A 24,625-nucleotide genomic window follows, 5' to 3' on the forward strand; every position below is an offset into this window, starting at 1 on the left:
GCTGATTGCCTTCACATAAAACAACCAACCGGGGTCACCTCATCATGGAAAAGATCACCCGCTTCATCTCTCACCGTATCCCACGCGAGCTTTCGTTCCAGGGACCGCAGGGAATTTTGCAGGCATCGCACTGGCTTCCAGAAGAGACCGCAGCCTCCTACGACAATCTGATCGTGTTTTTTCACGGCGGGTACTTTGTCGCCAATGACAGCGAAAGTCTGACCAGCTTATTTCACGATCTCACCAGCATCCCTGCCAATACCGCGCTGCTGGTGTTGCACTACACGCTGGCCAGCACCAGCCCTTTTCCGGCAGCGCTGGAAGACGGCTATAGCGCCCTGCTGTGGGCGGTACGGAACAGCAAGGCGCTGAAGTGGAGCGGCGCCAACCTGATTGTCGCCGGCATCGAAGCGGGCGCCAATCTGGCGGCCAGCGTCGCACTCGTCTGCCGCGATCGCAAAATGCCGCTGCTGAGCGGTCAGTTGCTGATCATGCCCATGTTGGATCCGGGCCTGACCAGCGGCTCCATGCGTGACGCACATGAGGAACCGGCACAACTATCGGCGGCCAACCGTTGTGTGCACGGCTACCGGCAGTACCTGCCCGACGTCGTCGACCGCCTGCATCCATATGCCAGCCCACTCAACGCCCATCGGCTGAAGGATTTGCCGCCCGCGCTGATCCTGTCAGCCGACGCCGACCCGCTGCGCGACGAAGCCGAGACGTATGCCTCGCGTCTCATTACCGCCGGCATTGCGACCTCCACGCTGCGTCTCGCCGCGTTCCCTTTGGACGATCACAACGCCCGCAGCGCCTGTGCCGCTGGCAGCGAAGCCGTCAGCGCTATCGCCGCATTCCTGCACACCATTCAGCACCGGCCAAAGCCAAGCAAGCCACCCGCCATGAGCATTTAATCCAAAGCAAAGAAAGACCCAACTCACCACATGAAGGAACACCATGAATAAGCACTCAATCATCCAGTCAGCCCTACGTCCGTTGGCTGCAGCGCTCACCATTGCCGGCATTGTGGCTGCGCTCAGTGGCTGCGGCGAAGCCAGCAGCAAAGCGCAGGAAGCTACGCCGCCAGGGGCCCCGATCACCGCCGCGCCCGCCATCGCACGGCAGATCACCGAAACACAGGAATTTTCAGGCCGCATGGAGTCGGTCGAGAATGTTGAGATCCGTGCCCGTGTCAGCGGCTACATCACCGCAGTGAACTTCCAACCCGGAGGCAAGGTCAGCAAAGGACAGGTGCTGTTTGTCATCGACCCGCGCCCTTACCAGGCAGAAGCGAACCGCGCCGAAGCAGCAGCCCATGCCGCCAGGGCCCGTGCGGATCTGGCTCGGCTGGAGCTGGCGCGTGCTGAAAAGCTCCTGGCTGACAAAGCTATCGCTCAGCGAGAATTTGACGAGCGCGCCGCCACTCAGAAAGAGCTGGAGGCGAACGCGCGTGCCGCGTCGGCACAGTTTGACACCGCTAAACTCAACCTCAGCTATACCCAGGTGACAGCACCGATTAACGGCCGCGCCAGCAAGGCCGAGATCACAGTGGGCAATCTGATCGATGCCAGCGCCGTACTCACATCGGTGGTCTCTGATGAGAAGATTTACGCCAGCTTCGACGGCGATGAATCGACCTATATCCGCGTAGCCGCCAACGTGCAGCAAGGCCGTGCCATAAACGTCCGGGTGGGCCTCGCCGGTGAAGAGGGGTATCCGCACGAGGGCAAGCTCGAATTCATCGATAACAAGCTCGACGTGCATACCGGCGCGGTGCGCATGCGCGCCGTCTTCGTTAACAGCGACCGGGTGTTGGCGCCCGGCCTGTTCGCCAAGGTCCAAGTCGACACAGGCAATGCGCAGGCTGGCGCCACGAACGCCGTACTCATCAACGACAAGGCGATCGGCACCGATCAAAGCCGCAAGTTCGTCTTTGTCGTCACGGCCGACAACAAGGCGGAATACCGCCAGGTCACGCTGGGCCAGAGCGTTGACGGCCTGCGCATAGTCCGCACCGGCCTGAAGGCTGGCGAAAAAGTTGTGGTCAACGGGCTGCAGCGCGTTCGCCCCGGCGCCCCGCTGGCCCCGCAGATCGTCTCTATGACAGCCGATCACGCTCCCGCCGCTACGGCCGATGTCAAGGTCGCTGTCGCGGGCACCTCGTCGAAAGGACATTGATCATGAACTTCTCCCGATTCTTCGTCGACAAACCCATCTTCGCAGCGGTGTTGTCGATCATTATTTTTGTCGCGGGCACCATCGCCATATTCCGCCTGCCTATTTCTGAATATCCGGATGTGGTGCCGCCATCGGTTGTGGTGCGGGCACAATATCCGGGTGCGAATCCCAAGGTGATCGCTGAAACGGTTGCCGCGCCGCTGGAAGAACAGATCAACGGGGTGGAACACATGATCTACATGTCTTCGCAAAACACCTCGGATGGCGCCCTGATGCTGACGGTCACCTTCAAGATCGGCACCAACATCGAGCAGGCCGAGACTGCGGTGCAAAACCGCGTCCAGCGCGCGCTGCCGCGCCTGCCGGAGGAAGTGCGTCAGATCGGTGTGACCACCGTCAAGAGCTCGCCCAACGTGACCATGGTCGTGCATCTGGTATCGCCAGACAAGACCTATGACGAACTCTACCTGCGCAACTATGCCGTTCTGAACGTCAAAGACCAATTGGCGCGCATTCCCGGCATGGGCGATGTGCAGTTGTTTGGTTCTGGCGACTATGCCATGCGCGTCTGGCTCGACCCACAGAAAGTGGCCGCCCGCAATATGACCGCCACGGACGTGACTGCCGCGATTCGCGAACAAAATGTGCAAGTCGCCGCTGGCGTGGTGGGCGCTTCCCCCACCAGGGATAGCCAGTTTCAGCTGACGGTCAACACGCAGGGACGCTTGAAGTCGGAAGAAGAATTCGCCAACATCATCGTGCGTACCGGCAGCGACGGCGCCATCACCCGGCTCAAGGATGTCGCCCGCGTTGAAATGGGCTCCGGTTCCTACGCCCTGCGCGCGCTGCTCGACAACAAACCGGCGGTGGCGCTGGTGATTTTCTCGTCGCCCGGCGCCAACGACTTGCAACTGTCGGCCGACGTCCGCGCGAAAATGGAAGAGCTGAAAAAAGATTTTCCAAAAGGTGTTGAATTCAGCGTGGCGTATGACCCGACCATGTTCGTGCGTGATTCCATCAAGGCCGTCATCCATACCCTGATCGAGGCCATCGCGCTGGTCGTGCTGGTGGTGATTATCTTCCTGCAGACTTGGCGCGCCTCCATCATTCCGCTGTTGGCAGTGCCGGTGTCGGTGGTCGGCACATTTGCGGTGATGCTCGGTTTCGGTTTCTCGATCAACACATTAACCTTGTTCGGGCTGGTGCTGGCGATCGGCATCGTAGTCGACGACGCGATCGTCGTGGTCGAGAACGTTGAACGCAATATCGCCAACGGCCTGACCCCGCGCGACGCCACCCTGCAGGCGATGAAAGAAGTGAGCGGTCCTATCATCGCGATCGCGCTGGTGCTGTGCGCGGTGTTCGTGCCGATCGCCTTCGTCAATGGACTGACCGGCCAATTCTATCGCCAGTTCGCACTGACCATTGCGATCTCAACCGTCATATCGGCATTTAGCTCTCTGACGTTGGCGCCGGCCCTCAGCGCCGCGTTGCTGCGCCCGCACGATGCGCCGCAAGACGCCGTGACCCGCGTGATGGACCGATTGTTCGGCCGCTTTTTCCACTGGTTTAATACCTTCTTCCATCGCAAATCGACGCAATACGAGGGCGGGGTAAAACGTGTGCTTGGCCGCAAATCGCTGTCCATCGGCGTCTACTTGGCGTTGGTACTCGGTGCCGCCTTCATGTTCCGTGCCGTGCCAGGCGGTTTTGTGCCATCGCAGGATAAGGGATATCTGGTCGGGTTCGCCCAGTTGCCGGATGCCGCTTCGCTGGACCGCACGGAATCAGTGATCCGCCGTACCGCTGACATCGCCCTGGGTGTGCCGGGCGCGCGCAATACCGTCGCCTTCCCCGGCCTCTCGGTCAACGATCTCACCAACGCCCCCAATTCCGGCATCGTTTTCGTCGGGGAATTGGCGCCGGAAACCCGCAAGACCGCCGAGGTCAGCGGCCCCGGCATCGCCGCCGAAATCAATAAGCGCGTCGGCGCCATCGAAGACGCGTTCATCATGGTGTTCCCTCCTCCGCCCGTGAACGGACTGGGGACCATTGGCGGCTTCAAAATGATGATCGAAGATCGTGGCAACGTCGGCTACGACGAGCTGTATGCCGCCACCCAGCGTCTGATCGACAAGGCACGCGCGGCGCCGGAACTGGCCGGCGTGTTCTCCGGTTACCAGATCAACGTACCGCAACTTTATGCCGATATCGATCGCACCAAAGCCAAACAGCTCGGTGTGCCGCTGGAGAGCATCTACCAGACTTTGCAGATCAATCTTGGCTCGCTGTACGTGAACGACTTCAACCAGTTCGGCCGTACTTACCAGGTGCGGGTACAAGCCGACGCGGCCTTCCGATCGCAACCTGAGCAAATCACCCAGCTGAAAGTGCGCAGCACGGCGGGCGACATGATTCCGTTGTCGTCGCTGATGCGCCTGAGCGACAGTTACGGCCCCGACCGCGTACAGCGCTATAACGCCTACGTCGCTGCCGATGTCAACGCCGGCCCTGCGCCTGGCTACTCGTCCGGCCAGGCGCAGGCGGCGCTCGAACGCATCGCCCGCGAGACGCTGCCGAAAGGCGTTAGCTATGAGTGGACCGAACTGGCCTACCAGGACATCTTAGCCGGCAACATGCTGATCTATGTATTCCCGCTGTGCGTGCTGCTGGTGTTCCTGGTACTGGCCGCTCAGTACGAGAGCTGGACGCTGCCGCTGGCGGTGATCCTGATCGTGCCGATGTCCATCCTGTGCGCCTTGGTCGGCGTCAAGCTCACTGGCGGCGACAACAATATTTTCACGCAGATCGCACTGTTCGTGCTGGTGGGGCTCGCCTCGAAAAACGCCATCCTGATTGTGGAATTTGCCCGCGAGCTGGAAGAGCATGGCCGCACCATCGTCGAGGCGGCGCTAGAAGCAAGCCGTCTGCGCTTGCGTCCGATCCTGATGACGTCGATCGCTTTCATCATGGGTGTAATACCGCTCGTGTTCTCACACGGCGCAGGCGCCGAAATGCGCCATGCGATGGGCGTCGCGGTGTTCTCCGGCATGCTCGGTGTGACATTCTTCGGACTGTTCCTGACACCGCTCTTCTACGTATTGCTCCGTAAGCTAGCCCTTCGCCTGGAGCGCAAGTCTGCGGCCGCAGCGACAACCGTACTACCGCAAGGAAATCACTGATATGAACACGATGATCAAGCGGGGCGTCGCGCCCCTGATGGCTGCACTCATTCTTAGTGCTTGTGGCACGCCCGAATTTCGCCAGCCAACGATAGAAACACCGGCCGCCTTCAAGGAAGCGAAGGCGGGCGAAGTCCAGACTGCCTCAGACGGTACCAACTGGAAGCGGGCGCAGCCAGCGGAACAAGAACCGCGCGGCGAATGGTGGCGCGCATTCCAAGACCAAGTGCTTAATCAGCTTGTAGACGAGGCGACACGCAACAACGCCAACCTCGCGATAGCAACCGCACGACTGAAGCAGGCCCGCGCCATTGCCGGCATCGCAGAGGCGGACCGTGTGCCGCAGATCGGCATGGCGGCGGGCGCACAGCGCGCCCGTTCCGCGCCGGCGGAACTAGGTCTGGTGCCAGGTGTCCCGGTAGCGCCACAAACCAGCTATTCGGCACGGTTGACCGCGAGCTACGAAGTCGACCTGTTCGGCCGTGTTTCCGCTGGTGTGGCAGCTGCGAATGGTGACGCTGCAGCGGTCGAGGCCACCTACCGCTCGGTGCTTCTGGCAATGCAAGCGGACGTTGCGCAGAGCTATTTCCGGTTGCGTGCCACCGACGCCGAGTTGGCCACGCTGGAGCAGACCGTTCACCTGCGAGAAGAGAATGTCAAAGTTAACCAGCGCCGTTTCGACCTCGGCGATATCGGCGAATTTGACTTGGCACGGGCCCGGACGGAGTTGGCGACAGCGCGCGCAGAAGCGATCGGCCTGCAGCGCGAACGCGCAACCATCGAGCATGCACTGGCAGTCTTGCTGGGCAAACCTGCCTCGGCGTTCACCAGCAGTGCCAGTCCGCTGCTTGATAGCACGCTGCTGCCTGCTGTGCCGGCAGGCTTGCCGTCTTCGCTGCTGGAGCGGCGGCCCGATATCGTAGCGGCGCAGCGCACCATGGAAGCTGCCAACGCACGGATTGGTGTTGCACGCGCGGCGATGTTCCCTGCATTGAGCATCAATGCTTCAGGCGGCGGTGTCGCGGACACAGTCGCGAACGTTTTCAGCATGAGCGGCCGCTCCTGGATGCTGGGCGCACTGCTTTCCGCACCGTTGATCGACGGCGGCCGCAGCCGGGCAAATATCACCCGCAGCGAGGCGGCGCTGGAAGAATCGGTCGGCCAATATCGCCAAAGTGTCCTGACCGCGTTTGCAGAAGTCGAAGATAACCTGTCTGGGCTGCGCGTTTTGTCAGAGCAGGCACGCGAGATCGACGCGGCGCTGTTAGCTGCGCGCCGGTCGGCGGATCTGGCGCAAAAGCTCTACGACGCTGGCAGGTCCAGCTATCTGGACCTGCTTGATGCGCAGCGGAACTTGGCGGCTGTTGAGCGACAGGCGGTACAGCTACGTGGGAATCGTGCGGTAGCAACGGTGGCACTGATTCGATCACTCGGCGGTGGCTGGGACGCCCAAGTCAACGCGCTTTAAACGCTAACGGATGGGGCTGTGCGCTGGCGCCTGACGCGCCATGCGCGCCCCTCGGATAGGGAAGCCATGTCACAAAAGAACGTTCAATTCTCGCTCGCAGCTCATATTGTGGCCGTGCTGGGCTACCACCACGGCAGCAGTGTCACAACGGCGGTGTTAGCGGATAGCGTGCGCGCCGATGCCACATTTGTGCGCCGGTCAGTCGCCAAACTGGCACGCGCCGGGGTGATCACCACGACGCGTGGCCAGCACGGCGCCTGCCGCCTAGCACGTCCACCGACGGAAGTCACACTTCTGGAAGTGTACCGTGCCAGCGAAGCACCTCCGCCGTTCGCTTTACATGAATATGCCGAGGAGCCGCTATGCTCAGTCAGTGCGAATTTCAAACCATCAATGTGCGAACTGCTACTCGACACTACATCACGCTTCGAGAGTGGCTTGGCAGAGCTCACGGTTGCTGATCTGGTAGGTCGGATTCGCGTCATCGAAACGACATATGGCGCCAATTCGATCAACGCAAGCCGTAGGGCGTTAGGGACAAACAATGTTCCACAAACGTTATGAAAGCGCGCGCTTTCGGGCTGGCATGGCGGCCACCTGGCAATACTGCCCACAGATCGAGACGCGGCAATTCCCAATCGGCCAGAGCCACACAAACCTGTCCCGACGCCAGTTCATCGGTGAAAATCCATTCGCTCGCAACTGCAATGCCAAGGCCCGCGAGTACGGCTGCGCGGACGCCTTCAAGCGCGCTGATGCGAAGCTTAGGCTTGAGCACGATAGTTTGCGTCGCCACGCTTTTGTCGCCCGAGGCGAACGTCAGCTGCTCGCCACCTTCGCCACGCGAAAATACAATCGCGGCATGGTCGGCCAGATCTTGTGGCCGACCTGGGGTGCTGCAGCGGGCGAAATACGCCGGCGTGGCGACGACGATGCGGCGACACTGTCCGATACGGCGTGCGGTCAAACCGGAACTGGGCAGCCTGCCCATCCTGAAGGCTACTTCCGCCCCTTCCTCCACCAGTCCAATGTTGCCATCGTCCAGCAACAGGTCGATCTCCAGTCCGGGATGTTGTTCGAGGAACGCGGCCATATTGGGGATGACGTGCTGGCGAATAAAGGTGATGGTGCCCCCCACTCGCAACCTTCCGCTGAGCGACGCAGGCTCGCCCCGTACCGACCTCAATGCCAGCTCGGCTTCGTCGAGGGTGCGTGTCGCATGCTCGAAAAAAGTCTGTGCCGCATCGGTCGGAGTCAGTCCACGGGTCGAGCGCAAAAACAGTTTATTGCCTAAATGATCTTCGAGCTGGGCGATCGATTTGGATACCGCCGGCTGTCCGATGGCGAGATGCTTGGCTGCGATGCTGAAAGAACCGCTTTCATAAACCCGCACGAAAGCGCGCATGGCGCTGAGTAAATCCATAAATATTCCCATTGGAGATAAAAGATATCACCGAGACCATCATACCCACATAGAAAGGAATAAACCATACTGTTTTTGAGACAGTCATCTCTCACTCTTCCCAACTTTTAAAGAAAGATAATCATGAAACTTTACGGCGATCCTGGCTCGGGCAGTACCCGTCGCGTTCTGGCCGCGTTGTACCACATCGGAGCCGAGTTCGAATTTGAACTCATCGACCTGTTTAAGGGTGACAACCGCACGCCGCAATTTTTAGCTCTTAACCCGAACGGCATGATCCCGGTGCTGGTGGACGACGACGCTGTGCTCTACGAAGCAGCCGCGATCAACCTTTATCTGGCTGAAAAATTTTCCTCCAACCTTTTGCCTGCTGGCGTGGACCGGTCGCTGACCTTGCAGTGGATGTTCTGGGCCGCTGAGCACTGGCGCCAAGGACCGCCGGTACTTTTCAACGAGCGCGTCGCAAAAACTATCATGGGCCTGCCGCAAGATCCGCGTGCAATCGCTGACGCTGAAGCATCGATCCGGAAATTCGCGGCGATTCTGGATGACCATCTGCAGGATCGGCAGTATGTGGTCGGCAAGCACTTCACACTGGCTGACATCGATTTGGCAGCCACGTTCACCCACCTGCCGCGCAGCCGTCCGCCCTACGATGAATTTCCCAATGTGATGGCATGGCATCACCGCTTACTGGAGCACGTCCCGGCTTGGTCCCGGACCCGCGACAAAGTAGAACAGCGCATGGCCGCTTTAATGAAATGAAAGGACATAAAAATGAATGCAATTAATAAACCGCTTGCCGGTAAGGTCGCCTTGGTGACAGGTGGTGCACGCGGTTTGGGCGCAGCGACGGCCAAAGCTCTGGCGGCGCAAGGCGCAAACGTGGCGTTCACATTTGTGTCGCCTGAATCGATCCCCAAAGCAGCAGCTGTCGTCGCCGAGATCGAGCAACAAGGCGTGCGCGGAATCTCAATCCAAGCTGACCAGGCTGATGCGAGCAAAGCATCAGGCGTAATTCAAACCATTCTCGACCAGTTCGGCAAACTCGATATCGTCGTCAACAGCGCATCAATCGACCGTTTCGGTACCGCTGACGACGCCACACGCGACGAAGCGGTGTTTGATCACTACTGGGCTGTGGCCAGCAGCGGCTTCCGCGCTATCGTGCGCGCTGCAGCGCGCGTGATGACGGAGGGCGGTCGCTTCGTGTTCGTCGGCTCGAATCTCGGCGTGCGGCCGGGCTCACCTGGCCTGTCAGACATGGCAGCGATCAAAGCGGCCATCGATGGTTACGCGCGCGGCGCCGCACGCGATCTCGCCGATCGCGGCATCACGGTCAACGTGGTACATGCGGGCTTCATGGAGACAGACATCAACGCCCATATGCGGGACGCGATTGTGCCGATGCTTCAGGGTCTTTGCATCAAACGCTTCGGACGCCTGGAGGAAGTAATTGCTCCGATACTGTTCCTAGCGAGCCCCGCAGCTTCCTACATCACCGGCACGATTATCGAAGCCGACGGAGGCTACAACGTGTAATGCATCTGCCCGACATGACCTGCCGGGCACTTCACCATTTCAGGAACACCATATGACTAAATTAAACGGCAAAACTGCGGTGATCACTGGAGGCAGTTCCGGTATCGGTTTGGCGACCGCGCGGCGCTTCGCTGCCGAAGGCGCAACGGTATTCATCATGGGACGCCAGCAAGCCAGGCTCGATGCGGCGATCACGCTACTGGAAGGGCGCGGCCACGCGGTGCAGGGCGACGCCGGCAACTTATCGGATCTTGACCGGCTCTACGACGCGGTTCGCGTTGCAGGGCGACGCATCGATATTCTGTTCGCCAACGCCGGCGCTGCGATCGCCGGAGCGTTGGGAGACATCAGCGAAAGTGATTTCGATGCAGTCATCGGCATCAATATGCGCGGCACGCTATTTACGGTGCAAAAAGCGCTGCCGCTGTTCAATGACGACGGGGCGATCATCCTCACCGGTTCGATCGCCGGTGTCAAGGGGCGTTCCGGACGTAGTGTGTACGCGGCCAGCAAGGCCGCCTTGCGTTCCTTCGTGCGTTCCTGGGCCAGCGATTTGAAACAGCGCCGCATTCGCGTGAATCTGATCAGTCCAGGACCGACCGACACCGCCTCACTGTCTCGTGCATCAGACGCGGTGCGCCTGGAACTGGCAGCACCAATTTTGCGCGGTGCGCTGGGGCAGCCGGATGAAATAGCTGGCGCGGTATTGTTCCTGGCGTCGCGCGACGCGGCATTCGTCAACGCAACCGAGCTTTTTGCCGACGGCGGATACGCCCAGGTGTAACGCAATAACTATCCCGCCCCGCGACAAGGGGTGGGCTAACCAAGGGAATTCAAATGTTGAGTATCATCCACCGCAAACTAGGGGCGCCTGCCAACGTGCTTGAGCGTGTCGATGCCCCAGCCACAGGCGAACCTGGACCAGGTCAACTGCGCATACGTGTCGCCTATGTGACCGTCCATCCTGGTGATCTGCAGATTATTGAAGGTGCGCCCGCCTCGGGCGGCCCATATGCTGTCAGCCCTGAGGGCCGGACGCCGGGATTTGAAGGCGTAGGCTTTATTACGTCTATAGGGCCAGGCATCGACGCTGCACTTGGGCTGCATATCGGCAAAGCCGTAGCCTATTTTCCGGTTGCCAGCGGCTGGAGCGAATACGTATTAGCTTCTTCCGACGCGGTAGTCCCTGTTCCGGATCACGTGCAGCTGGAAATCGCCGCGCAAGCGCTGATCAATACGGTAACTGCCGAACTCATCATTCGCGCTGGCCACGCCGCCTGGCCCGCCGGGCAACGTGACGCCGTCACCGTGATTCAAACTGGGGCCGCTTCAGCAGTAGGAAAAATTATCACTGCATTGCTGACCGAGCGGGGCGTGCAAGTGATCCGTTTGGTGCGAAGCGCTGCTAGCGCACGCCGTCTCAGGGAAAATGTGGATATCGGTCCAGTCATCGCCACAGAGGAAGTCGGCTGGGAAAAATCTCTCGCACAGGCGGCGGCCGGCGTGCAGTTGCATGTCGCTGTCGATGGTGTTGGCGGTCCGGTACTGCCAGTAATCGCTGACTTACTGGCGCCAGGGGGCACGATCATTAACTATGGATCACTTGGTGGAGCGACGACCGACATTCGCCTGCTGGTCCCGCGTGGACTCACCATTCAAGGCGTGCATATTGGCCAGTGGATGGCGCAGTCTGGGACACAGAAAACGACGGATCTCGATACTGCAATGCGACTTGCGGCAAACCGCCCCGACCTCTTCCCGGTGGCGGCAGTCTACGGGCCAAACCACATCAAACAGGCAATCGAACACGTACGTCAGGATGGACGCGACGGCGCGGTCCTTTTAACATTTCAAGGAGAGAATTCATGAAAATTGGCTTCATTGGTGCAGGTGAGGTTGCCGTTGCTATTGCACGGTATGCGATATCGGCAGGGCATGAAGTTGTATTGAGCAATAGTGGGAATCCAGCCAAGCTGAGTGCGGTGATTGCTCAGCTCGGACCGGAAGCATCCGCTGCCTCTGCTAGCGAAGCTGCACAAGCGCCGCTGGTGGTGCTAGCGGTGCCATGGACGAAGGTCCGAACGGTACTCGCTTCATTGCCGGCCTGGCAAAACCGCGTACTGATCGACGCGACCAATCCATTCCTGCAAATTTCGCCAAGCTGGATACTGGAAGATCTTGGCGAAGATACCGCCAGCGAGATTGTTGCACGGCTGGCGGACGGCGCAAGAGTAGTCAAAGCATTTAACTCTGTGTTGATGAAAAATTTTTCCAGCGCTTCCGCCGAAGGTCGTGACAAGCGCCTGCTACTGGTGTCCGGGAACGACGCCGACGCCAATGCGACGGTCGTGGATTTGATCAACAGCTTTGGTTTTGCAGCGATTGTACTGGGCACACTGCGCGCCGGCGGCAAGCTACAGCAAGCCGGAGGCGCGCTTGCTGGACACGACCTCTGGATCAGAGGCTAGTCCATATTCCAAATCCGATTACGTGTGGAACGGCACCCAGAACATTTTTACTTCGACGTTCAACATGCCCGACTTCACGGTCGGGTCATCGTTGCCGATCTGGATTGCCTCCTCCAGACTTGCGGCTTTGAAGATCGTCATACCGCCTTCGGCCAGTTCGCCGTTAAGACCACCGGCTTTTTTCATGAATGGACCGCTGAGTACGGTCAACCCCGATTCCTGCATTTTTAGCATGTAACCGACATGGTCCATGAATTCAGGTTGCTCGTTGTACTTCACGCCAGGTACCCATTTCGGGCCTGGGGTCTGGAAGGCCACAAAATAGTGCGGACCGTTTTCGTCAATCATGATGTGCTCCTGTAAGTGAGTTGTGCCATAAGTTGTGTCAAAGTTCGTTCGTCGCATAGACGGCCTTTACTAGCAGGCCGGGTTTGTTGCAGCGCCCGTCTGGAAACAAGTATAGATCGCTTCCGGCAGCTATGCGGGCATGACACTTATACGCCGCCGACATGAATTCAAAATGCGAGACGAGGTGACGAAATGCGTATAACTGTCATGTTCTTTTCTTCCTAGTCAAAACTTCTGCACAAAGCTAAAGTTTCTGAAGAATCACGCACCTCGCGAACAACCTGAAAAGCCCGGAGGACACCATGTCAGTCAATTTAGCTGAGCGACGCGCGCTCCTTCGGCAACTCGGTATATTGTTGTTGCCGGCCTGCGCCCCGATCAATAGTTGGGCCAGCCCGGCCCTGCGCATTACGATGGCTAATTTGATGCCATGGAGCGATCAGGCTGGAGTCGCTGGCGTGTTGGTCGAATTGGCACGCAGTATAGAGCGGCGTAGCGGGCAGGTATTGGAGATTGCTCCCCTGCCTTATGCGCGCGCATTCGCCCTGCTTGAACAGGGATCAGTCGATCTGATGCTTGCCGTACAAAGCGATCGCCTCGACCACATTGCTAATTGTGTGGCCGCTGTGTCTGATGCGGAAATCACCGTTGTAGTTCGGCCTGGTATGACGATCAACACGCTCGCCGATTTGCGCGGCAAGCGAGTTGGTCACTTGCGGTTTGCCGACTATGATCCGACCTTTGCCGCTGCAACCGACATACGCAAATACGAATTCAACAGCTACAACCAAGGATTGCGTATGCTGCAGATCGGGCGTCTCGATGCTCTGGTTGCGATTCGCAGTGCCATTCAATATACGTTGAAGAACATGGGATTGCCGCCGGCGCAGGCGAGTGACATGCTGCCTTTGCGCCGCGCAACCGTGGCGCTTTATCAGAGCAAGCGCTGCATTTTTAACGCGAGCGTCAAAAAGGAATTAGCTTTGGCCTGTGCAAATGTGCGTCGGGAGAATCTGGCTCACATACTGCTAAGCCGCTTATTGGTCGACTGAACTTACTCAGCGCGTCGAGTAGTTAGGCATGGCTTTCAACGTTACTTCGCGAGACCTCTTGTGCGTTCTAACAGCTTGCTCTTCCAGACCACTGGCTAGCGCTTGTGACGATGTTGCCCCCAATAGCGATCGGCCACTTCTGATCCTTGCGCCATAAACTTCTTATACGCTTCATCATCCATCTTGCCCGCCGCGTCGTTCAAGAAAGATTGGATCACGCGCGTGAAAACATCGTTGCCGGATGCCTCAGCTGCGCTAACCCCTTCGACGAAGTCCTCGACCGATACTGCACCATCTTTGCCATGACTGAATTTCGCAAAAAGGCTGGCGGCGTCGCTTTCGGATATCCCAGCCATCCGCACAATGCCTGCGAACTCCTTGAAGCTAAGTTTGCGGTCGCCATCGTGGTCGCCTTTGACGAGCAATTGCGGCGCCCACGCCACGCTCATTGGTACCGCCTCCTCCTGGGAGGGATCACCAACAACCGCCACGGAGCCATTGCTCATAATGAAGGTTGTGCCCGGGCTCAGCTTATCAATGACGCGGACCATATCGTCATCAGACATGCGCTCGCCACGTTTTAATCTTTCAAGGATATCGAAAGTGCGCGCCGCATCACTCAAGTCGACCTTGGTTGAACTGTCGGATTTTTGAGAGTTGTCCGCAACGAAGCCTGCCTCGGAACTCGAAGCGGACGCAGCGGAAGAGGCGGAGGGCTGAGCAATACCTGCAGCACTACCGGTGGCATTTCTGAGTGGGGAAATGGTCATGGCGGTTTAAGAAGAATTGGGTTGGAGCAGCTGACTATATTCCCACGCTAGACGAACTTACAGCCCATAGGCCGCATTACAGTTATCTACCCAAAGCATCAATCACCTTCGCTTGCCGTGACACAATCGTCAGTTTTACTATCGACTCATATGCACACACAAATTATTCCGCCGCTCCTGAAAGCAATCGACATCATGACGTTATATTTGGACAAGGGACTCGCGCATGTGGCACACGCAGGCGTGTCAGAGGATACGCTTCTGCAGGCGCGGCTTGCGCCGGATATGCTGACGCTGGCCGGCCAGGTTCAACGTTTGAGCGACAACAGCCGCTACGGCGCGGCACGACTGGCGAACAAAAGCGCTCCCGCCATGGCGGATGAGGAAAAGAGTTTTGCGGAGCTGAAAATAAGGCTGGCCGACACAACCTCATATCTGCAAAGCCTCCCACCGCCCCAGTTCGAACAGGCAGAGTCGCGCGAAATTACGTTGAGCTTCCGTAGTATTGCACGCACTGTCAGCGGACACGAATATTTCAACGGCATCCTTTTACCCAACGTATATTTCCACCTCTCTATCGCGCACGGTATCCTGCGTTCACGCGGGCTCGCCATTGGGAAGCGCGATTTTCTCGGTGAGACACTTCTGGAAAATTACAGGTAGTTTGATGGCGGCAGCGTATCCAAAATGGTATTAATACGTCGCCGGTATAGATGAAATACGATGCCGCCATCTTCTGCATCGGGTGGCCCAGCGCTATCTTGGCTCCTGTATCGAAACGAATCGAGTCCAATTCACTTTATCCAGGAGATGAGCATGCGCGCAGTACACCTTACGGCCTTTGGCGATCCCAACGTTGTTGCAGCTTATGTCGATATTCCGGAGCCGCCTCCACCTGCCCAACGTTGTTGCAGCTTATGTCGATATTCCGGAGCCGCCTCCACCTGCCGCCAACGAAGTGCTTATCGAGGTTCTCTACGCCCCGGTTAATCACAATGACCTGTATCTCATGAGTGGCAACTTCCCTTACCATCCCGCTGTGCCGGCGGTGCTGGGTAATGAGGCGGTGGGTCGCATTATCAGTGTTGGAGCAGGTGTGAGCCAAGTTCAGGTGGGAGACTATGTAACGCCGCCGCTCTACAGCGGCACTTGGCGTGAGCGGATGATCGTTCCTGCGGAGGGCCTCTTTGCGCTGCCTCAGGAAGCCGACCTACAGCAATTGTCGATGATCCGCATTAACCCACTTACTGCCAGCTTGATTTTGAGTGAGTATGTAGATCTGCAACCAGGCGACTGGATAGTTCAAAATGCCGCTACTTCAGGTGTTGGTCGAGCCGCAATTGCCATGGCCAAAGCACGTGGACTCCGCTCCATCAATCTGGTACGACAGTCACGCCAGATCGATGAAATTAAAGCAGCTGGGGGCGACATCGTGCTGTTGGACCAGCCCGGAGCTGCGGCTCAAGCAGCTGCTCAGATCGGCGACGACAAAGTGCGGCTTGCACTGGACGGCGTGGCAAGTTCGTCCACGGCCCGTCTCATCGAATTGCTGTCGCCCGGCGGCACCATCGTAGGATACGCGACGATGAGTGGACAAAAGAGCGCACCAGGCGACTTGATTCAAATGATGTTCAAGTCCATCAGTGGCCATTTCTTCTATCAGAACCGTCCTCAGTTCCGCAGTAAGATACCGGCGCTGCTGCGCGAAGCAGCGCAGCTTGTTGCCGAGGGCAAGATTGTCACACCTGTCGCCCGTACGTACCGGTTATCAGAAATTTCCCAGGCCATCGCGCACACTCAGGCGGGCGGCAAAGTCTTGCTGGAGATCGCTGAGAAAGGCGCATTTTGAGACGTTTACGGTATTAGAGCTTAGTAAAGAAATTAGGTTTGCATCGGCTACAACAACGATCTCAAACGCCGAGCAATGGTGCGATATCGTTAGGCGACAGGTTCAAAGGCCGATTGATAGTAAGCTATGGGGCGGGTACTGCCGGTCGTCAGTCCGCCGCCCTAAGTCAGCTCAAGTATGAGCTTAGAAAACTTACGGCGCACAACTTCTACGCGAAGTGAGTTCCTTGACGCTCGTTACGTGCCGCGTTTCTTACAGCATCTTCGTCGTCAAGTGCTTTAGCTGGCGCCAGCGGCACTTCGGCGCCGTTTTGCTTGCAGGTTATCCATCCGTTGGGAAATAGGAACCAACTCGCAACGGCCCATTCGTCCTCCTTATTCAATATGGCGAGGATTTCTGAAACAATTCCGAGCGGCCGGCGCGAATCGTCAAATTGAAAAGCAGCGAAAAGTTGGCTCCCGACTTGATCGACAGCGAAAATTTTTCGCTCACTCAACCAGAGATCAATCTGGCTTTCGCGGCCCTCTTGCTCATGCAGCGATTGCGAGAGCTCTTGGCGCGAAATCCAGACCGGCATTGCCAACAGCTTTCCAATAGTTTGATTTCTGGCCGATTGATATTGATCGTCGTCTGATGCCTCTTCAAGCATGCGAAGGTGAGAATAAATCGCGATTTTTTGTCCAGACATGGGCGCACTTTCAACGTCGTCGTGCCAGTCCACTGCTTTTACATCTGCGACCCGGATGCCAATCTGCCAAAGCAAATTAGCGAGCGCCTCTGCATCAATGTGCTTCAGTTCTCGACCATCATCAAGGCGTGCAACAAGCACCTCGCCATCCAAGCTAATCAGAGCATTCATCTTATTTCCGGATATGCACTTGTTCGTGGACTATACCGCACAAAGACATGTGATGCGAAGAGCGTTCGGCTCTTCTACGAAGGCAACGCTTTAGGGTTTGGAAGGCCCGAAGCGGCACGAGATTTGGTGAGAAGGTTATTGGCCACCCTACTCTCTTCGTTTAACTGCTTTAAACGTAGATCGTTTCTCTGAACCGTTTCTAACAGATTCTTAAGCTCTTCAGCTCTCAGTGCAAATCGCTCTGGATTAGCCATGTCTGCCTCCCAGATAAATGGATAAGCCTGTCAATTTTTCTTCATTTCCTCCCGCCTATCACCGTCGAACTAAATTGGAAGAGGCTCAAACGTAAAGCTCAATGCGGGTTCGTATTTCGCTTTGGATTTGACTACATCGATCCAAGCACGCTCAAGCACCGAGCGCCGTTGGCCATCATCAAGCATCTCCAGCTTGACGGTCGGCGCGCGCTCCAACAGCTCAGACACCAAGCGTCCCAGAACCCGCTCCGCTCCCGTCAACCGCGCCCAGGTCGCAGTGAGGCGAGCGGTTTGTAGATTTACTTTCTCGGCTAGCGCCTTGCGCTCGCCCTCCTTCGTTTTATTCCAAGCTTCGACTTCCGAAAGGTGCTTCTGCACGGAAGCCAACGCATGTCGCTTCCATTTGGTAAGACGCGCCAATTCGTCGGACAGGCTGGCATTTTTCCGCTCAAAGGTGCTGGCATTAGCGCGGAGATTTTTAACTTGGGTCTCCGAATCTTTCAGTTTTGCTTGCAACACCCGCCGTTCTTCTTGAGCCTCAGCCAGCTTGGCTTTTAAAGATCGAACTTCGCCCCGAGCTTCGTCTCGTTGAGCCTTATACGAATTCGCATACTGCACCCACTCATTGATGACGCGATCAACCTGAATTTGGCGTCCAACTTCATAGCCCGCTCGGCTTGCAGCAGCCACAGCACTCGTAATCCCATTCAGCATAATTCCTCCGGTACGTTGTCAGCAAATTTGTGGAATTACTTAGTGGAGAAAGACCAATCTTTGGTGAATGCAACGCCGTTGTTAGTGCCAGCGAATTTCACGTTGTAGGTAGTACCAGACTTGAATGGGGCCTTGGCGATCAGGAAGGCTACGTTGCTGCTCAGGTAAGCGTTCGGGTCGTTCGAGCGGGTCATCAAACGGGCATCCATTGGCGCTGCCTGACCAGCTTCGGTCACAGTAAAGGTGGTCACAGCGATGGTATTGCCGGTAACGACTGATACGCTGATCGGATAGCTGGTCTTGGTCGGGAAGTCTGCGTTAGCCGTAGACAGGTCAGGGAACGGGTTAGGCGCTTCGACATAAGCGTGCAGAGCCACGGCGGTCTGGCCATTCGCCGGGTACACGCCCACATAGTCCGAAGCGACCGACTGATTGGTTTTCAGGCCCATTTCCATGACGACGGTTTGCGACTGATCGGTGCCGACAGCCACGCCAATTTCACGCACGTTCTGCATCATCAGGCCAGCACGGTGGTACACGGTCTGTGCCAGCGTAGCGAAGGCCGCTGCGCCGCCTTGCTTGCCACCAAAGGTCACTTCTTCGCCAACGTAGCTGCCTTCGTACTGAGCGAACTTGGCACGTTCACCTTCCTGGATACCGGTGAACTTGGCCAGAGCGCCGTTTTCTATGTGCAGCATCGATCGGCCAGTGGCCGGATCGTAGGTGTTGAAGTTCACAGTGCCGCCGCTGTTGACATCATTGGTGATGATGTAGCTCAGGTGGTTGGTCGAGGCGGCATCCAGCTTGGTATTCTGCGCCAGCAGACCCAGACCTACCTTGCCGCGGAAGTCGTTTAGCGCCGTCACGAAGGCATATTCTTCGCTGGTAGCAGCATAGGTCAGCGCCGGAACGGTCGTCTGGGTGTCGCCTGGCGTCACCACCGGTGCCGTCGGCCCTGCGGGATTCATAGGCGTACTCACGCCGGCGGACGGGGTACCACTTCCGCCACCACCGCATGCCGCGAGCAGGACCGCAATGGTAACTGGGATAGTACGTAGAATCATAGCGCTTGAAGAAGACAAGATGGGGTCCTTGAGTCGGTTGTCGTCAATTCCAGATGATTGACACATGGCAACTTTCTCATAAATTATCATTCCAGTCAAATGATTTGACTGTGTGGTAATTTATCTTTTACGTCAAATGCTTAACCATCCCGCCTATCGCAAATACGTAGGGTAAGGAATGGCTGATAACAGAAAAGCGGACGATGGGTTGGAGGCGCGCATCGGCGCCCATATCCGCGCGTTTAGAAAAGCCAAGGGTTACACACAAGCGGAACTAGCCGAGCTTTCGGGGGTCGACAACATGACCATCTCGCGCCTTGAAAATGGCGTCCGCACGCCAACCGTTGAACACCTCTTAAAGCTAGCGAGCGTACTGGATGTAAGTGCGTCGCGCTTACTCGGTGAGGGAGAACTGAAAGTTTCCAGCGACGCATTGGCACTCGCGCAGGTCATGGATGGCCTGAACGCTGAACAGCGCAAGTTTGTGCTAGATCTGATCATCTTGTACACGCAGCGACATGCTCAGTGAAAGAGCTCATTCGCTGTGCGCATGTTCGCGTCTTTTCAGGCGTAAAAGCCCGACAATTCGATATAAATAGTATTACCGATGTTTGTTCGACGAGTCAGCTATTGAAGTGACCATAGACGCATCAAGCCACGAGTGAAGATCTCTCTTGATGTACAAGCATTTGCGCGTAGTAGTGCCGCGCTTCTTCGAGCCTGGCTGCGAATATTTTGGACCACTCCCATCTCGGCGCATCATTTCTAACGACCTCACTGAACAGCATAGGAAAATAGCTACCTCGGTGGAAGTCAATAGAGCATTGTCCGGTAGTGCGTACAAAGCTTTTCTTATTTCAAATTCATCACTATTCATATCTAATAAAGCCGAGGTGGCGCCATAAAGCTAATATGATTATGGTAGCAGCCCAAGAGTGGCCATTTTTTTGAAACGCAGCAAACTGATGCACTTTTTCATTTTTCCCGACTTTTTTATCGAACTTTGTAACAGCACTAGTAAGTAGCACGCCTCAACATCGGTGCACTACTCCAAGTTTTTTCGGCTGAGAGCAACACGAGTCATAAGATCGTGCCTCATTGAATTAGCACGGGTTTAAGATTGCCCCCACGATTAGAATAGCCAGTGCGAGTGACCAGTTGAGAATGCCAAGATAGGCATTGAGTCTTGCGCAGCAGGGATCAACAAGCGATGACGCTATATTTAGAAACGAAGCCCTCAAATGCTCATAGAACTGCTAAAGAAAATCACTAACAAAACAGTACAGAGCGCTGGGCCTCGGTATACGCCTGGCATAGCAAAGAACGCTCCAAATTTGAACATAACCGAGTTGGAGCAAGCACTAGCTGGATTAGCTGTGAGCACTCGGTTCCCGGAAATGCTCAAAGCCGCCGCAGAATCAATTCGCGAAGCAGTCGGCCGAGGTGTCCGCATCGCCGACGGTCAAAGTTTCGAGCAGCTCGCCGACGCGGTAGCTGATGATCTGATAAAACTAGGTCTGGAGAAAGTAGGACGAGGCAAAACTCGATTCGCTCGCCTTGAGCGCACCATCAACGAATTGACAGATCTGATTCGCGGCCAGGAAGCTGAGCTTGAAATCTCGATTCAGGCACGTGACCAACACCTCAGCAAACAAGATAGTCATGCAAGCCAAAGAAGAAACGAGTATCGCAGCGATCAGGAACTGGAGAAGCTAAGACAACGTCTGGATTACGTGCGACGCCTCGATACTTCGTGCCGCCGTTGCGCCCGCCTTATAGAGTCGCACGCAATGAAACTGCGATTTTCTAATCTCGCATTATTGTTGGGCCCTTGGGGAAGTGGCAAGACACATTTTCTATGCGATGTTAGTCTTGCACTCCTCGCGGCCAAGGTGCCTTCTGTTACGTTACTCGCTAAGGATATCGCCGGTACCGTCGACTTGGAAACAGGACTGTGTGAAATATTCGGTGCGTCATCTCTCGATTCGCTTCTAGCGGCACTAGATCAGCTAGGTAAAGGGACTGGGAAACGAACCGTGTTCATGATAGATGGAGTGAATGAAGGGGACTTCGATACCTGGCGCCGCTTTATCGCAAGGCTGACAACGCACGCAAAACGGTACAACCATGTTGGGCTCGTCTTGAGTTGTCGTACGCCGATGGAGAAACTCCTTTTTTCGGAACGTACTCGCAACCAGTATATCAGCCTCGTCCATCCAGGATTCGGCGATATCGAGTTCGACGCACAGAAGGCGTTTTTTTCTTTCTACGGAGTTCCACTGCCCGAAGTGCCGCTTTTGACGGAAGAGTTCTCCCGCCCGCTCACGCTGAAAATTCTGTGCGAGTCATTTGCGGAACTACCTCGAAAGGAACAACGCAAAGGCTTTTTAGGAATTACCTCTGGACAGAAAGGCATGACCTTCGTCTTAGAGAGTTTCGTAAAGCGCCGTACGGATCAAGTCGAGAAGGAGCTGGGGCTACCCAAGCTCTTTTGCTGGAAACTGATCAAGGGCGATGATGCAATTAAAGACCATGCCTCGTCCGGTCTAGCCTCATATATGGCAGAGCATATGGTGGACTCAGTGCCATTTAAAGATGCTATCCGAATCGCCCGTTTGAGGCCAGAGATCACAACCGCGTCATTGGCACGTACTCTTCTGACTCGACTCATCCAAGAAGGTGTGATTCACGACTATGCACAATGGACAGGCAAAGGTGAACATCATGAGCGAGTTATCGGCCTACCCTACCAAAGGTTTAGCGACCACATAATCGCGCGACATCTGCTGGCGCGACACCTCGACAAAAACAGTCTAGAGACCATCAGGGCGAGCTTAACGCCTGGCACTCCGCTCGGCAGGGTATTTGAGCGACCACATAATTGGAGTAGGCAGTACGCAAATCCAGCATTGGCGGAAGCTCTCATCATCGAATTCCCCGAAGTAGTAAAAACAAAAATCCAAGAAGGAGAGCGGGAGCTGTACTACTACCTTCCTCAGCATGCCCAAGACCTAAATAGTTACTTCACTCCTTTCATTGATGGCTTCAGCTGGCGATCGCCCACAACCATCGATTCAAGCACAGAGAGGATAGTTCGTACCGCGATGAATCCTGACCACTACGAAGCCTTTCACCGCACCATGGATGTGCTGGTAATGGTTGCGACAAAGCCAGGACATCCTTTCAGCGCGGAACGACTCTTTCGCTTCTTGGCTGGCCTCAGCATGCAGGAGCGTGACCTATCATGGAGCGAAGTCCTACGCGCAGCGGAGCCCGGCAGCGCAATCGATCGCGTAGCAGAATTCTATTCGTCGATCCCATTCAAAGCATTAAGCATCGAAACGGCCACGCTGGCTGTGACGCTGCTATCAGCATTTCTGACCACCTCGGATCGAATCTTGCGAGATAAATCTACGCTGGCACTTGTTCGCGTTGGCGAATCCTGTCCGAGCGCGCTCTTCTCATTTGCGGAAGTGGCCCTAGCGTTTAATGACCCTTACGTGGGAGAGCGCGTTCTGGCAGCGATGTACGGCGTTTCCATGAGTCTTTGGCGCATGAACCGGGCAGATTTTCTCCCTGAGTTGGCACGATCAGCAAACTTCTTAGCGCGAGAACTGTTCTGCCCAGCAGGCCGATTCCATACTCATCACGTTCTCACCCGAGATTATGCCCTTGGAATAATTGAACTCGCCAAGAGAATCGATGCCGAGGTAATTACGCAAGATTTGGAACCGTTCTTGGCACCACCATTCACTGGCATTCTTTCAAAATTCCCGGAGTCTCGGCGAATCTCCCCCAAGACAATCAAAAAAGTGACCTCCGCGATTCAGATGGATTTCGGAAACTACACCATCGGGCGGCTAGTGCCAGGTCGCTCTAATTATGACGACAAGCATGTCGACTACAGGAGGGTTCGACGCCAAATTGAATGGAGAATGGCAAACCTCGGATATGACAGCGCCAAGTTTGGGGTAATCGATTCTGCCATAGCCAGGACGCATAGCCACGGCCGCAGCGCAGATGGCGCTAAAGTGGATAGGTACGGAAAAAAGTACGCGTGGATTGCGTACTTCGAAATGTATGGCCTTCGCCAGTCCACTGGGCTGCTTCGCAGAGCCGAACGCACTAGCGACTGCGATGTAGATCCCAGCTTCCCCATTGAAGAGAATCACTCAATGCCGCCGATGCAAGGGTTCTTCAATCGCAAACGTTTGCCCAAGTCACACCTCCGGTGGTTGAAATCCGGCCCTGCTCCTGATTATAAGGCGCTACTTCGTCGTGACGAAATCAATGGCGACGCTGGGCCTTGGAGGCTTGTATGTGGGTACATAAACGAAGAAGACAAATCAACACTTCATCAACTATGGGCGCACATGCATATGTACCTCGCAAATAATGACAACGTCGAACACCTACGACAGGCGTTTATGAAAGACGGCTTCCCGCCACACGAGATCAGTCATGTGTCGGAGGATCACTATACATATGCGGGAGAAATTGGCTGGTCCAAACGGTTCGGCGGCCGAGACGATACTGATCAGGAAACGTCGCGAACCGTTAGAGCATTTGGCAGTCATGAACAACAATTGGTGACTGAGCTAATCGAGGAGGCGTGGTATCACGTCGATGGCGCACTGGTTTTGAAGTTTTTCCGTGCACAGTCCGACGCCGGCCGGAAGAGAGCTCGCGCCGCACTTTCGCGCCATCTGGAGGTTATTAACAGCCAGCTTGACGAAGAGGACCAAATCACCATACACGATGTGACAAACTTTAAGTCGATTCCCACCCAGGAGCAATTCGCAAGCGGAGTCGTTCAAAGAATGAGATGGCAAAACGTCGGTGGATTCGAGGTCGAACCTTTGTCTTGGTCATTTGCTTGGGAGAGCTATCACTCGGCGCTGAATCAAGTCTCGTTCAACATGCCTAATCCGTGGTTCTGTGATCAGTTTGAACTGCATTCGCGCCTACGCTCCGTTGGGCTCTTCGATTCATCGGGAAGGAGAGCTACGTATTATCTCAAGGCAGGCGATAGCCACTCAGACAGCACTTCGCTCCTGTACGTTAGGGAAGATTTGCTGGTCAAATATGCTGCTCTTCTAGGCAAGAAGCTTGTAAGCCTGAGCTGGGGTGAGCGTCAAATTCATTATTCGCTTTCAGAGGGTTTTTGGCGGTCTGAGAACAGACCAGACATTGAGCACGATGACACCATCTTCAAGTTCTTTGAAGCGGGCTAAGGTTTACTAGCTCGGCTTGAACGAACGCCAGTTGTCACATGATTTATAGTTCTGAAAGTCTCTACCGCGAAAGCAGCTTGTCAGGATTGGTATCACCGCACCGCATGGTACTGGTGAGTTGTGCGGATGAGTGGCGGTGATCGTTGTCCCAGTTGCAGGTGATCATATCTAGCGAGAGCCGATGTCAAGTACATGCTTCAGGTATCCGCATTTCAGATAA

General features: G+C 56.1%; 21 protein-coding genes. 15 read left to right on the top strand and 6 right to left on the bottom strand.

The annotated features are described in order from the left end of the window. Positions 1–44: 44 nt before the first annotated feature. The 5 genes from E4L98_RS17690 to E4L98_RS17710 all read left to right on the top strand — a co-directional run bounded on the left by E4L98_RS17690 (position 45) and on the right by E4L98_RS17710 (position 7,392). Positions 45–914, top strand: coding sequence for an alpha/beta hydrolase (locus E4L98_RS17690; protein ID WP_135202861.1), 870 nt, complete (start codon positions 45–47; stop codon positions 912–914). A 43-nt stretch (positions 915–957) separates the two neighbouring features. Beyond that, entirely contained in the window at positions 958–2,178 is a 1,221-nt protein-coding gene (locus tag E4L98_RS17695; RefSeq protein ID WP_135202862.1) for an efflux RND transporter periplasmic adaptor subunit, read from the top strand. 2 nt (positions 2,179–2,180) lie between these two features. Then, positions 2,181–5,360: an efflux RND transporter permease subunit gene (locus E4L98_RS17700; protein ID WP_135202863.1), complete on the top strand. Its 3,180-nt coding sequence runs from the start codon at positions 2,181–2,183 to the stop codon at positions 5,358–5,360. Between the two features lies 1 nt (position 5,361). Beyond that, positions 5,362–6,828, top strand: coding sequence for an efflux transporter outer membrane subunit (locus tag E4L98_RS17705; RefSeq protein WP_135202864.1), 1,467 nt, complete (start codon positions 5,362–5,364; stop codon positions 6,826–6,828). 66 nt (positions 6,829–6,894) lie between these two features. Further along, the gene (locus E4L98_RS17710; RefSeq protein WP_135202865.1) at positions 6,895–7,392 is read left to right on the top strand and encodes an Rrf2 family transcriptional regulator; all 498 of its coding nucleotides are present in this window, start codon (positions 6,895–6,897) and stop codon (positions 7,390–7,392) included. On the opposite strand, the gene E4L98_RS17715 is transcribed toward E4L98_RS17710, so the two are convergent. Next, positions 7,340–8,251, bottom strand: coding sequence for a LysR family transcriptional regulator (locus E4L98_RS17715; protein ID WP_135202866.1), 912 nt, complete (start codon positions 8,249–8,251; stop codon positions 7,340–7,342). The genes E4L98_RS17710 and E4L98_RS17715 overlap by 53 nt on opposite strands. 123 nt (positions 8,252–8,374) lie before the next feature. On the opposite strand from E4L98_RS17715, the gene E4L98_RS17720 reads away from it, so the two are divergent. The 5 genes from E4L98_RS17720 to E4L98_RS17740 are packed head-to-tail and all read left to right on the top strand — an operon-like array spanning position 8,375 to position 12,261. Continuing rightward, complete coding sequence (locus tag E4L98_RS17720) at positions 8,375–9,016, top strand: glutathione S-transferase family protein (RefSeq protein ID WP_229257433.1); 642 nt, start codon at positions 8,375–8,377, stop codon at positions 9,014–9,016. 12 nt (positions 9,017–9,028) lie between these two features. Beyond that, positions 9,029–9,793 carry an SDR family NAD(P)-dependent oxidoreductase gene (locus tag E4L98_RS17725; protein WP_229257434.1) on the top strand — a complete coding sequence of 255 codons (765 nt, stop codon included), beginning with the start codon at positions 9,029–9,031 and terminating at the stop codon, positions 9,791–9,793. A 52-nt stretch (positions 9,794–9,845) separates the two neighbouring features. After that, complete coding sequence (locus tag E4L98_RS17730) at positions 9,846–10,577, top strand: SDR family NAD(P)-dependent oxidoreductase (protein WP_135202868.1); 732 nt, start codon at positions 9,846–9,848, stop codon at positions 10,575–10,577. 53 nt (positions 10,578–10,630) lie between these two features. Next, a complete protein-coding gene (locus E4L98_RS17735; protein ID WP_135202869.1) occupies positions 10,631–11,662 on the top strand; it encodes a zinc-binding dehydrogenase in 1,032 nt (343 codons plus the stop codon). Next, positions 11,659–12,261 carry an NADPH-dependent F420 reductase gene (locus tag E4L98_RS17740; protein ID WP_135202870.1) on the top strand — a complete coding sequence of 201 codons (603 nt, stop codon included), beginning with the start codon at positions 11,659–11,661 and terminating at the stop codon, positions 12,259–12,261. The genes E4L98_RS17735 and E4L98_RS17740 overlap by 4 nt, the downstream gene beginning before the upstream one ends. 18 nt (positions 12,262–12,279) lie before the next feature. Here the strand turns inward: E4L98_RS17740 and E4L98_RS17745 are convergent, their stop codons facing one another. Beyond that, on the bottom strand, positions 12,280–12,609 hold the full coding sequence (locus E4L98_RS17745) for a YciI family protein (protein WP_135202871.1): 330 nt from the start codon (positions 12,607–12,609) through the stop codon (positions 12,280–12,282). 302 nt (positions 12,610–12,911) lie between these two features. Between E4L98_RS17745 and E4L98_RS17750 the strand changes: the two genes are divergently transcribed. Next, positions 12,912–13,661: a substrate-binding periplasmic protein gene (locus E4L98_RS17750; protein ID WP_135202872.1), complete on the top strand. Its 750-nt coding sequence runs from the start codon at positions 12,912–12,914 to the stop codon at positions 13,659–13,661. Between the two features lie 95 nt (positions 13,662–13,756). Here E4L98_RS17750 and E4L98_RS17755 read toward each other — a convergent pair whose 3' ends face one another. Then, positions 13,757–14,431 carry an EF-hand domain-containing protein gene (locus tag E4L98_RS17755; protein WP_135202873.1) on the bottom strand — a complete coding sequence of 225 codons (675 nt, stop codon included), beginning with the start codon at positions 14,429–14,431 and terminating at the stop codon, positions 13,757–13,759. Between the two features lie 150 nt (positions 14,432–14,581). Between E4L98_RS17755 and E4L98_RS17760 the strand changes: the two genes are divergently transcribed. Together E4L98_RS17760 and E4L98_RS17765 are read left to right on the top strand one after the other, a co-directional pair. Next, positions 14,582–15,094 carry a DUF1993 domain-containing protein gene (locus E4L98_RS17760; RefSeq protein WP_135202874.1) on the top strand — a complete coding sequence of 171 codons (513 nt, stop codon included), beginning with the start codon at positions 14,582–14,584 and terminating at the stop codon, positions 15,092–15,094. A gap of 205 nt (positions 15,095–15,299) precedes the next feature. Further along, positions 15,300–16,280 carry a zinc-dependent alcohol dehydrogenase family protein gene (locus E4L98_RS17765; RefSeq protein ID WP_135202875.1) on the top strand — a complete coding sequence of 327 codons (981 nt, stop codon included), beginning with the start codon at positions 15,300–15,302 and terminating at the stop codon, positions 16,278–16,280. A 208-nt stretch (positions 16,281–16,488) separates the two neighbouring features. On the opposite strand, the gene E4L98_RS17770 is transcribed toward E4L98_RS17765, so the two are convergent. The 3 genes from E4L98_RS17770 to E4L98_RS17780 form a co-directional block, all read right to left on the bottom strand. Next, on the bottom strand, positions 16,489–17,139 hold the full coding sequence (locus E4L98_RS17770; RefSeq protein WP_135202876.1) for a hypothetical protein: 651 nt from the start codon (positions 17,137–17,139) through the stop codon (positions 16,489–16,491). Between the two features lie 323 nt (positions 17,140–17,462). Beyond that, complete coding sequence (locus tag E4L98_RS17775; RefSeq protein WP_135202877.1) at positions 17,463–18,107, bottom strand: hypothetical protein; 645 nt, start codon at positions 18,105–18,107, stop codon at positions 17,463–17,465. 35 nt (positions 18,108–18,142) lie between these two features. Further along, positions 18,143–19,075: a CAP domain-containing protein gene (locus E4L98_RS17780; protein WP_167761365.1), complete on the bottom strand. Its 933-nt coding sequence runs from the start codon at positions 19,073–19,075 to the stop codon at positions 18,143–18,145. A 274-nt stretch (positions 19,076–19,349) separates the two neighbouring features. Between E4L98_RS17780 and E4L98_RS17785 the strand changes: the two genes are divergently transcribed. Then, positions 19,350–19,700, top strand: a complete 351-nt coding sequence (locus E4L98_RS17785; RefSeq protein ID WP_135202879.1) for a helix-turn-helix domain-containing protein — start codon at positions 19,350–19,352, stop codon at positions 19,698–19,700. 712 nt (positions 19,701–20,412) lie between these two features. Beyond that, positions 20,413–24,405 (top strand): NACHT domain-containing protein, encoded by a 3,993-nt coding sequence (locus E4L98_RS17790; protein ID WP_135202880.1) that lies wholly within the window; start codon positions 20,413–20,415, stop codon positions 24,403–24,405. Positions 24,406–24,625: the final 220 nt, after the last annotated feature.

Source organism: Duganella callida (genome assembly GCF_004614165.1).
Classification (GTDB): domain Bacteria; phylum Pseudomonadota; class Gammaproteobacteria; order Burkholderiales; family Burkholderiaceae_D; genus Rugamonas; species Rugamonas callida.

Coding starts and splice junctions, on each gene's coding strand:
- E4L98_RS17690 (WP_135202861.1), top strand. CDS start 45: ATGGAAAAGATCACCCGCTTCATCTCTCACCGTATCCCACGCGAGCTT.
- E4L98_RS17695 (WP_135202862.1), top strand. CDS start 958: ATGAATAAGCACTCAATCATCCAGTCAGCCCTACGTCCGTTGGCTGCA.
- E4L98_RS17700 (WP_135202863.1), top strand. CDS start 2,181: ATGAACTTCTCCCGATTCTTCGTCGACAAACCCATCTTCGCAGCGGTG.
- E4L98_RS17705 (WP_135202864.1), top strand. CDS start 5,362: ATGAACACGATGATCAAGCGGGGCGTCGCGCCCCTGATGGCTGCACTC.
- E4L98_RS17710 (WP_135202865.1), top strand. CDS start 6,895: ATGTCACAAAAGAACGTTCAATTCTCGCTCGCAGCTCATATTGTGGCC.
- E4L98_RS17715 (WP_135202866.1), bottom strand. CDS start 8,251: ATGGATTTACTCAGCGCCATGCGCGCTTTCGTGCGGGTTTATGAAAGC.
- E4L98_RS17720 (WP_229257433.1), top strand. CDS start 8,375: ATGAAACTTTACGGCGATCCTGGCTCGGGCAGTACCCGTCGCGTTCTG.
- E4L98_RS17725 (WP_229257434.1), top strand. CDS start 9,029: ATGAATGCAATTAATAAACCGCTTGCCGGTAAGGTCGCCTTGGTGACA.
- E4L98_RS17730 (WP_135202868.1), top strand. CDS start 9,846: ATGACTAAATTAAACGGCAAAACTGCGGTGATCACTGGAGGCAGTTCC.
- E4L98_RS17735 (WP_135202869.1), top strand. CDS start 10,631: ATGTTGAGTATCATCCACCGCAAACTAGGGGCGCCTGCCAACGTGCTT.
- E4L98_RS17740 (WP_135202870.1), top strand. CDS start 11,659: ATGAAAATTGGCTTCATTGGTGCAGGTGAGGTTGCCGTTGCTATTGCA.
- E4L98_RS17745 (WP_135202871.1), bottom strand. CDS start 12,609: ATGATTGACGAAAACGGTCCGCACTATTTTGTGGCCTTCCAGACCCCA.
- E4L98_RS17750 (WP_135202872.1), top strand. CDS start 12,912: ATGTCAGTCAATTTAGCTGAGCGACGCGCGCTCCTTCGGCAACTCGGT.
- E4L98_RS17755 (WP_135202873.1), bottom strand. CDS start 14,431: ATGACCATTTCCCCACTCAGAAATGCCACCGGTAGTGCTGCAGGTATT.
- E4L98_RS17760 (WP_135202874.1), top strand. CDS start 14,582: ATGCACACACAAATTATTCCGCCGCTCCTGAAAGCAATCGACATCATG.
- E4L98_RS17765 (WP_135202875.1), top strand. CDS start 15,300: ATGTCGATATTCCGGAGCCGCCTCCACCTGCCCAACGTTGTTGCAGCT.
- E4L98_RS17770 (WP_135202876.1), bottom strand. CDS start 17,139: ATGAATGCTCTGATTAGCTTGGATGGCGAGGTGCTTGTTGCACGCCTT.
- E4L98_RS17775 (WP_135202877.1), bottom strand. CDS start 18,107: ATGCTGAATGGGATTACGAGTGCTGTGGCTGCTGCAAGCCGAGCGGGC.
- E4L98_RS17780 (WP_167761365.1), bottom strand. CDS start 19,075: ATGAATCCCGCAGGGCCGACGGCACCGGTGGTGACGCCAGGCGACACC.
- E4L98_RS17785 (WP_135202879.1), top strand. CDS start 19,350: ATGGCTGATAACAGAAAAGCGGACGATGGGTTGGAGGCGCGCATCGGC.
- E4L98_RS17790 (WP_135202880.1), top strand. CDS start 20,413: ATGCTCATAGAACTGCTAAAGAAAATCACTAACAAAACAGTACAGAGC.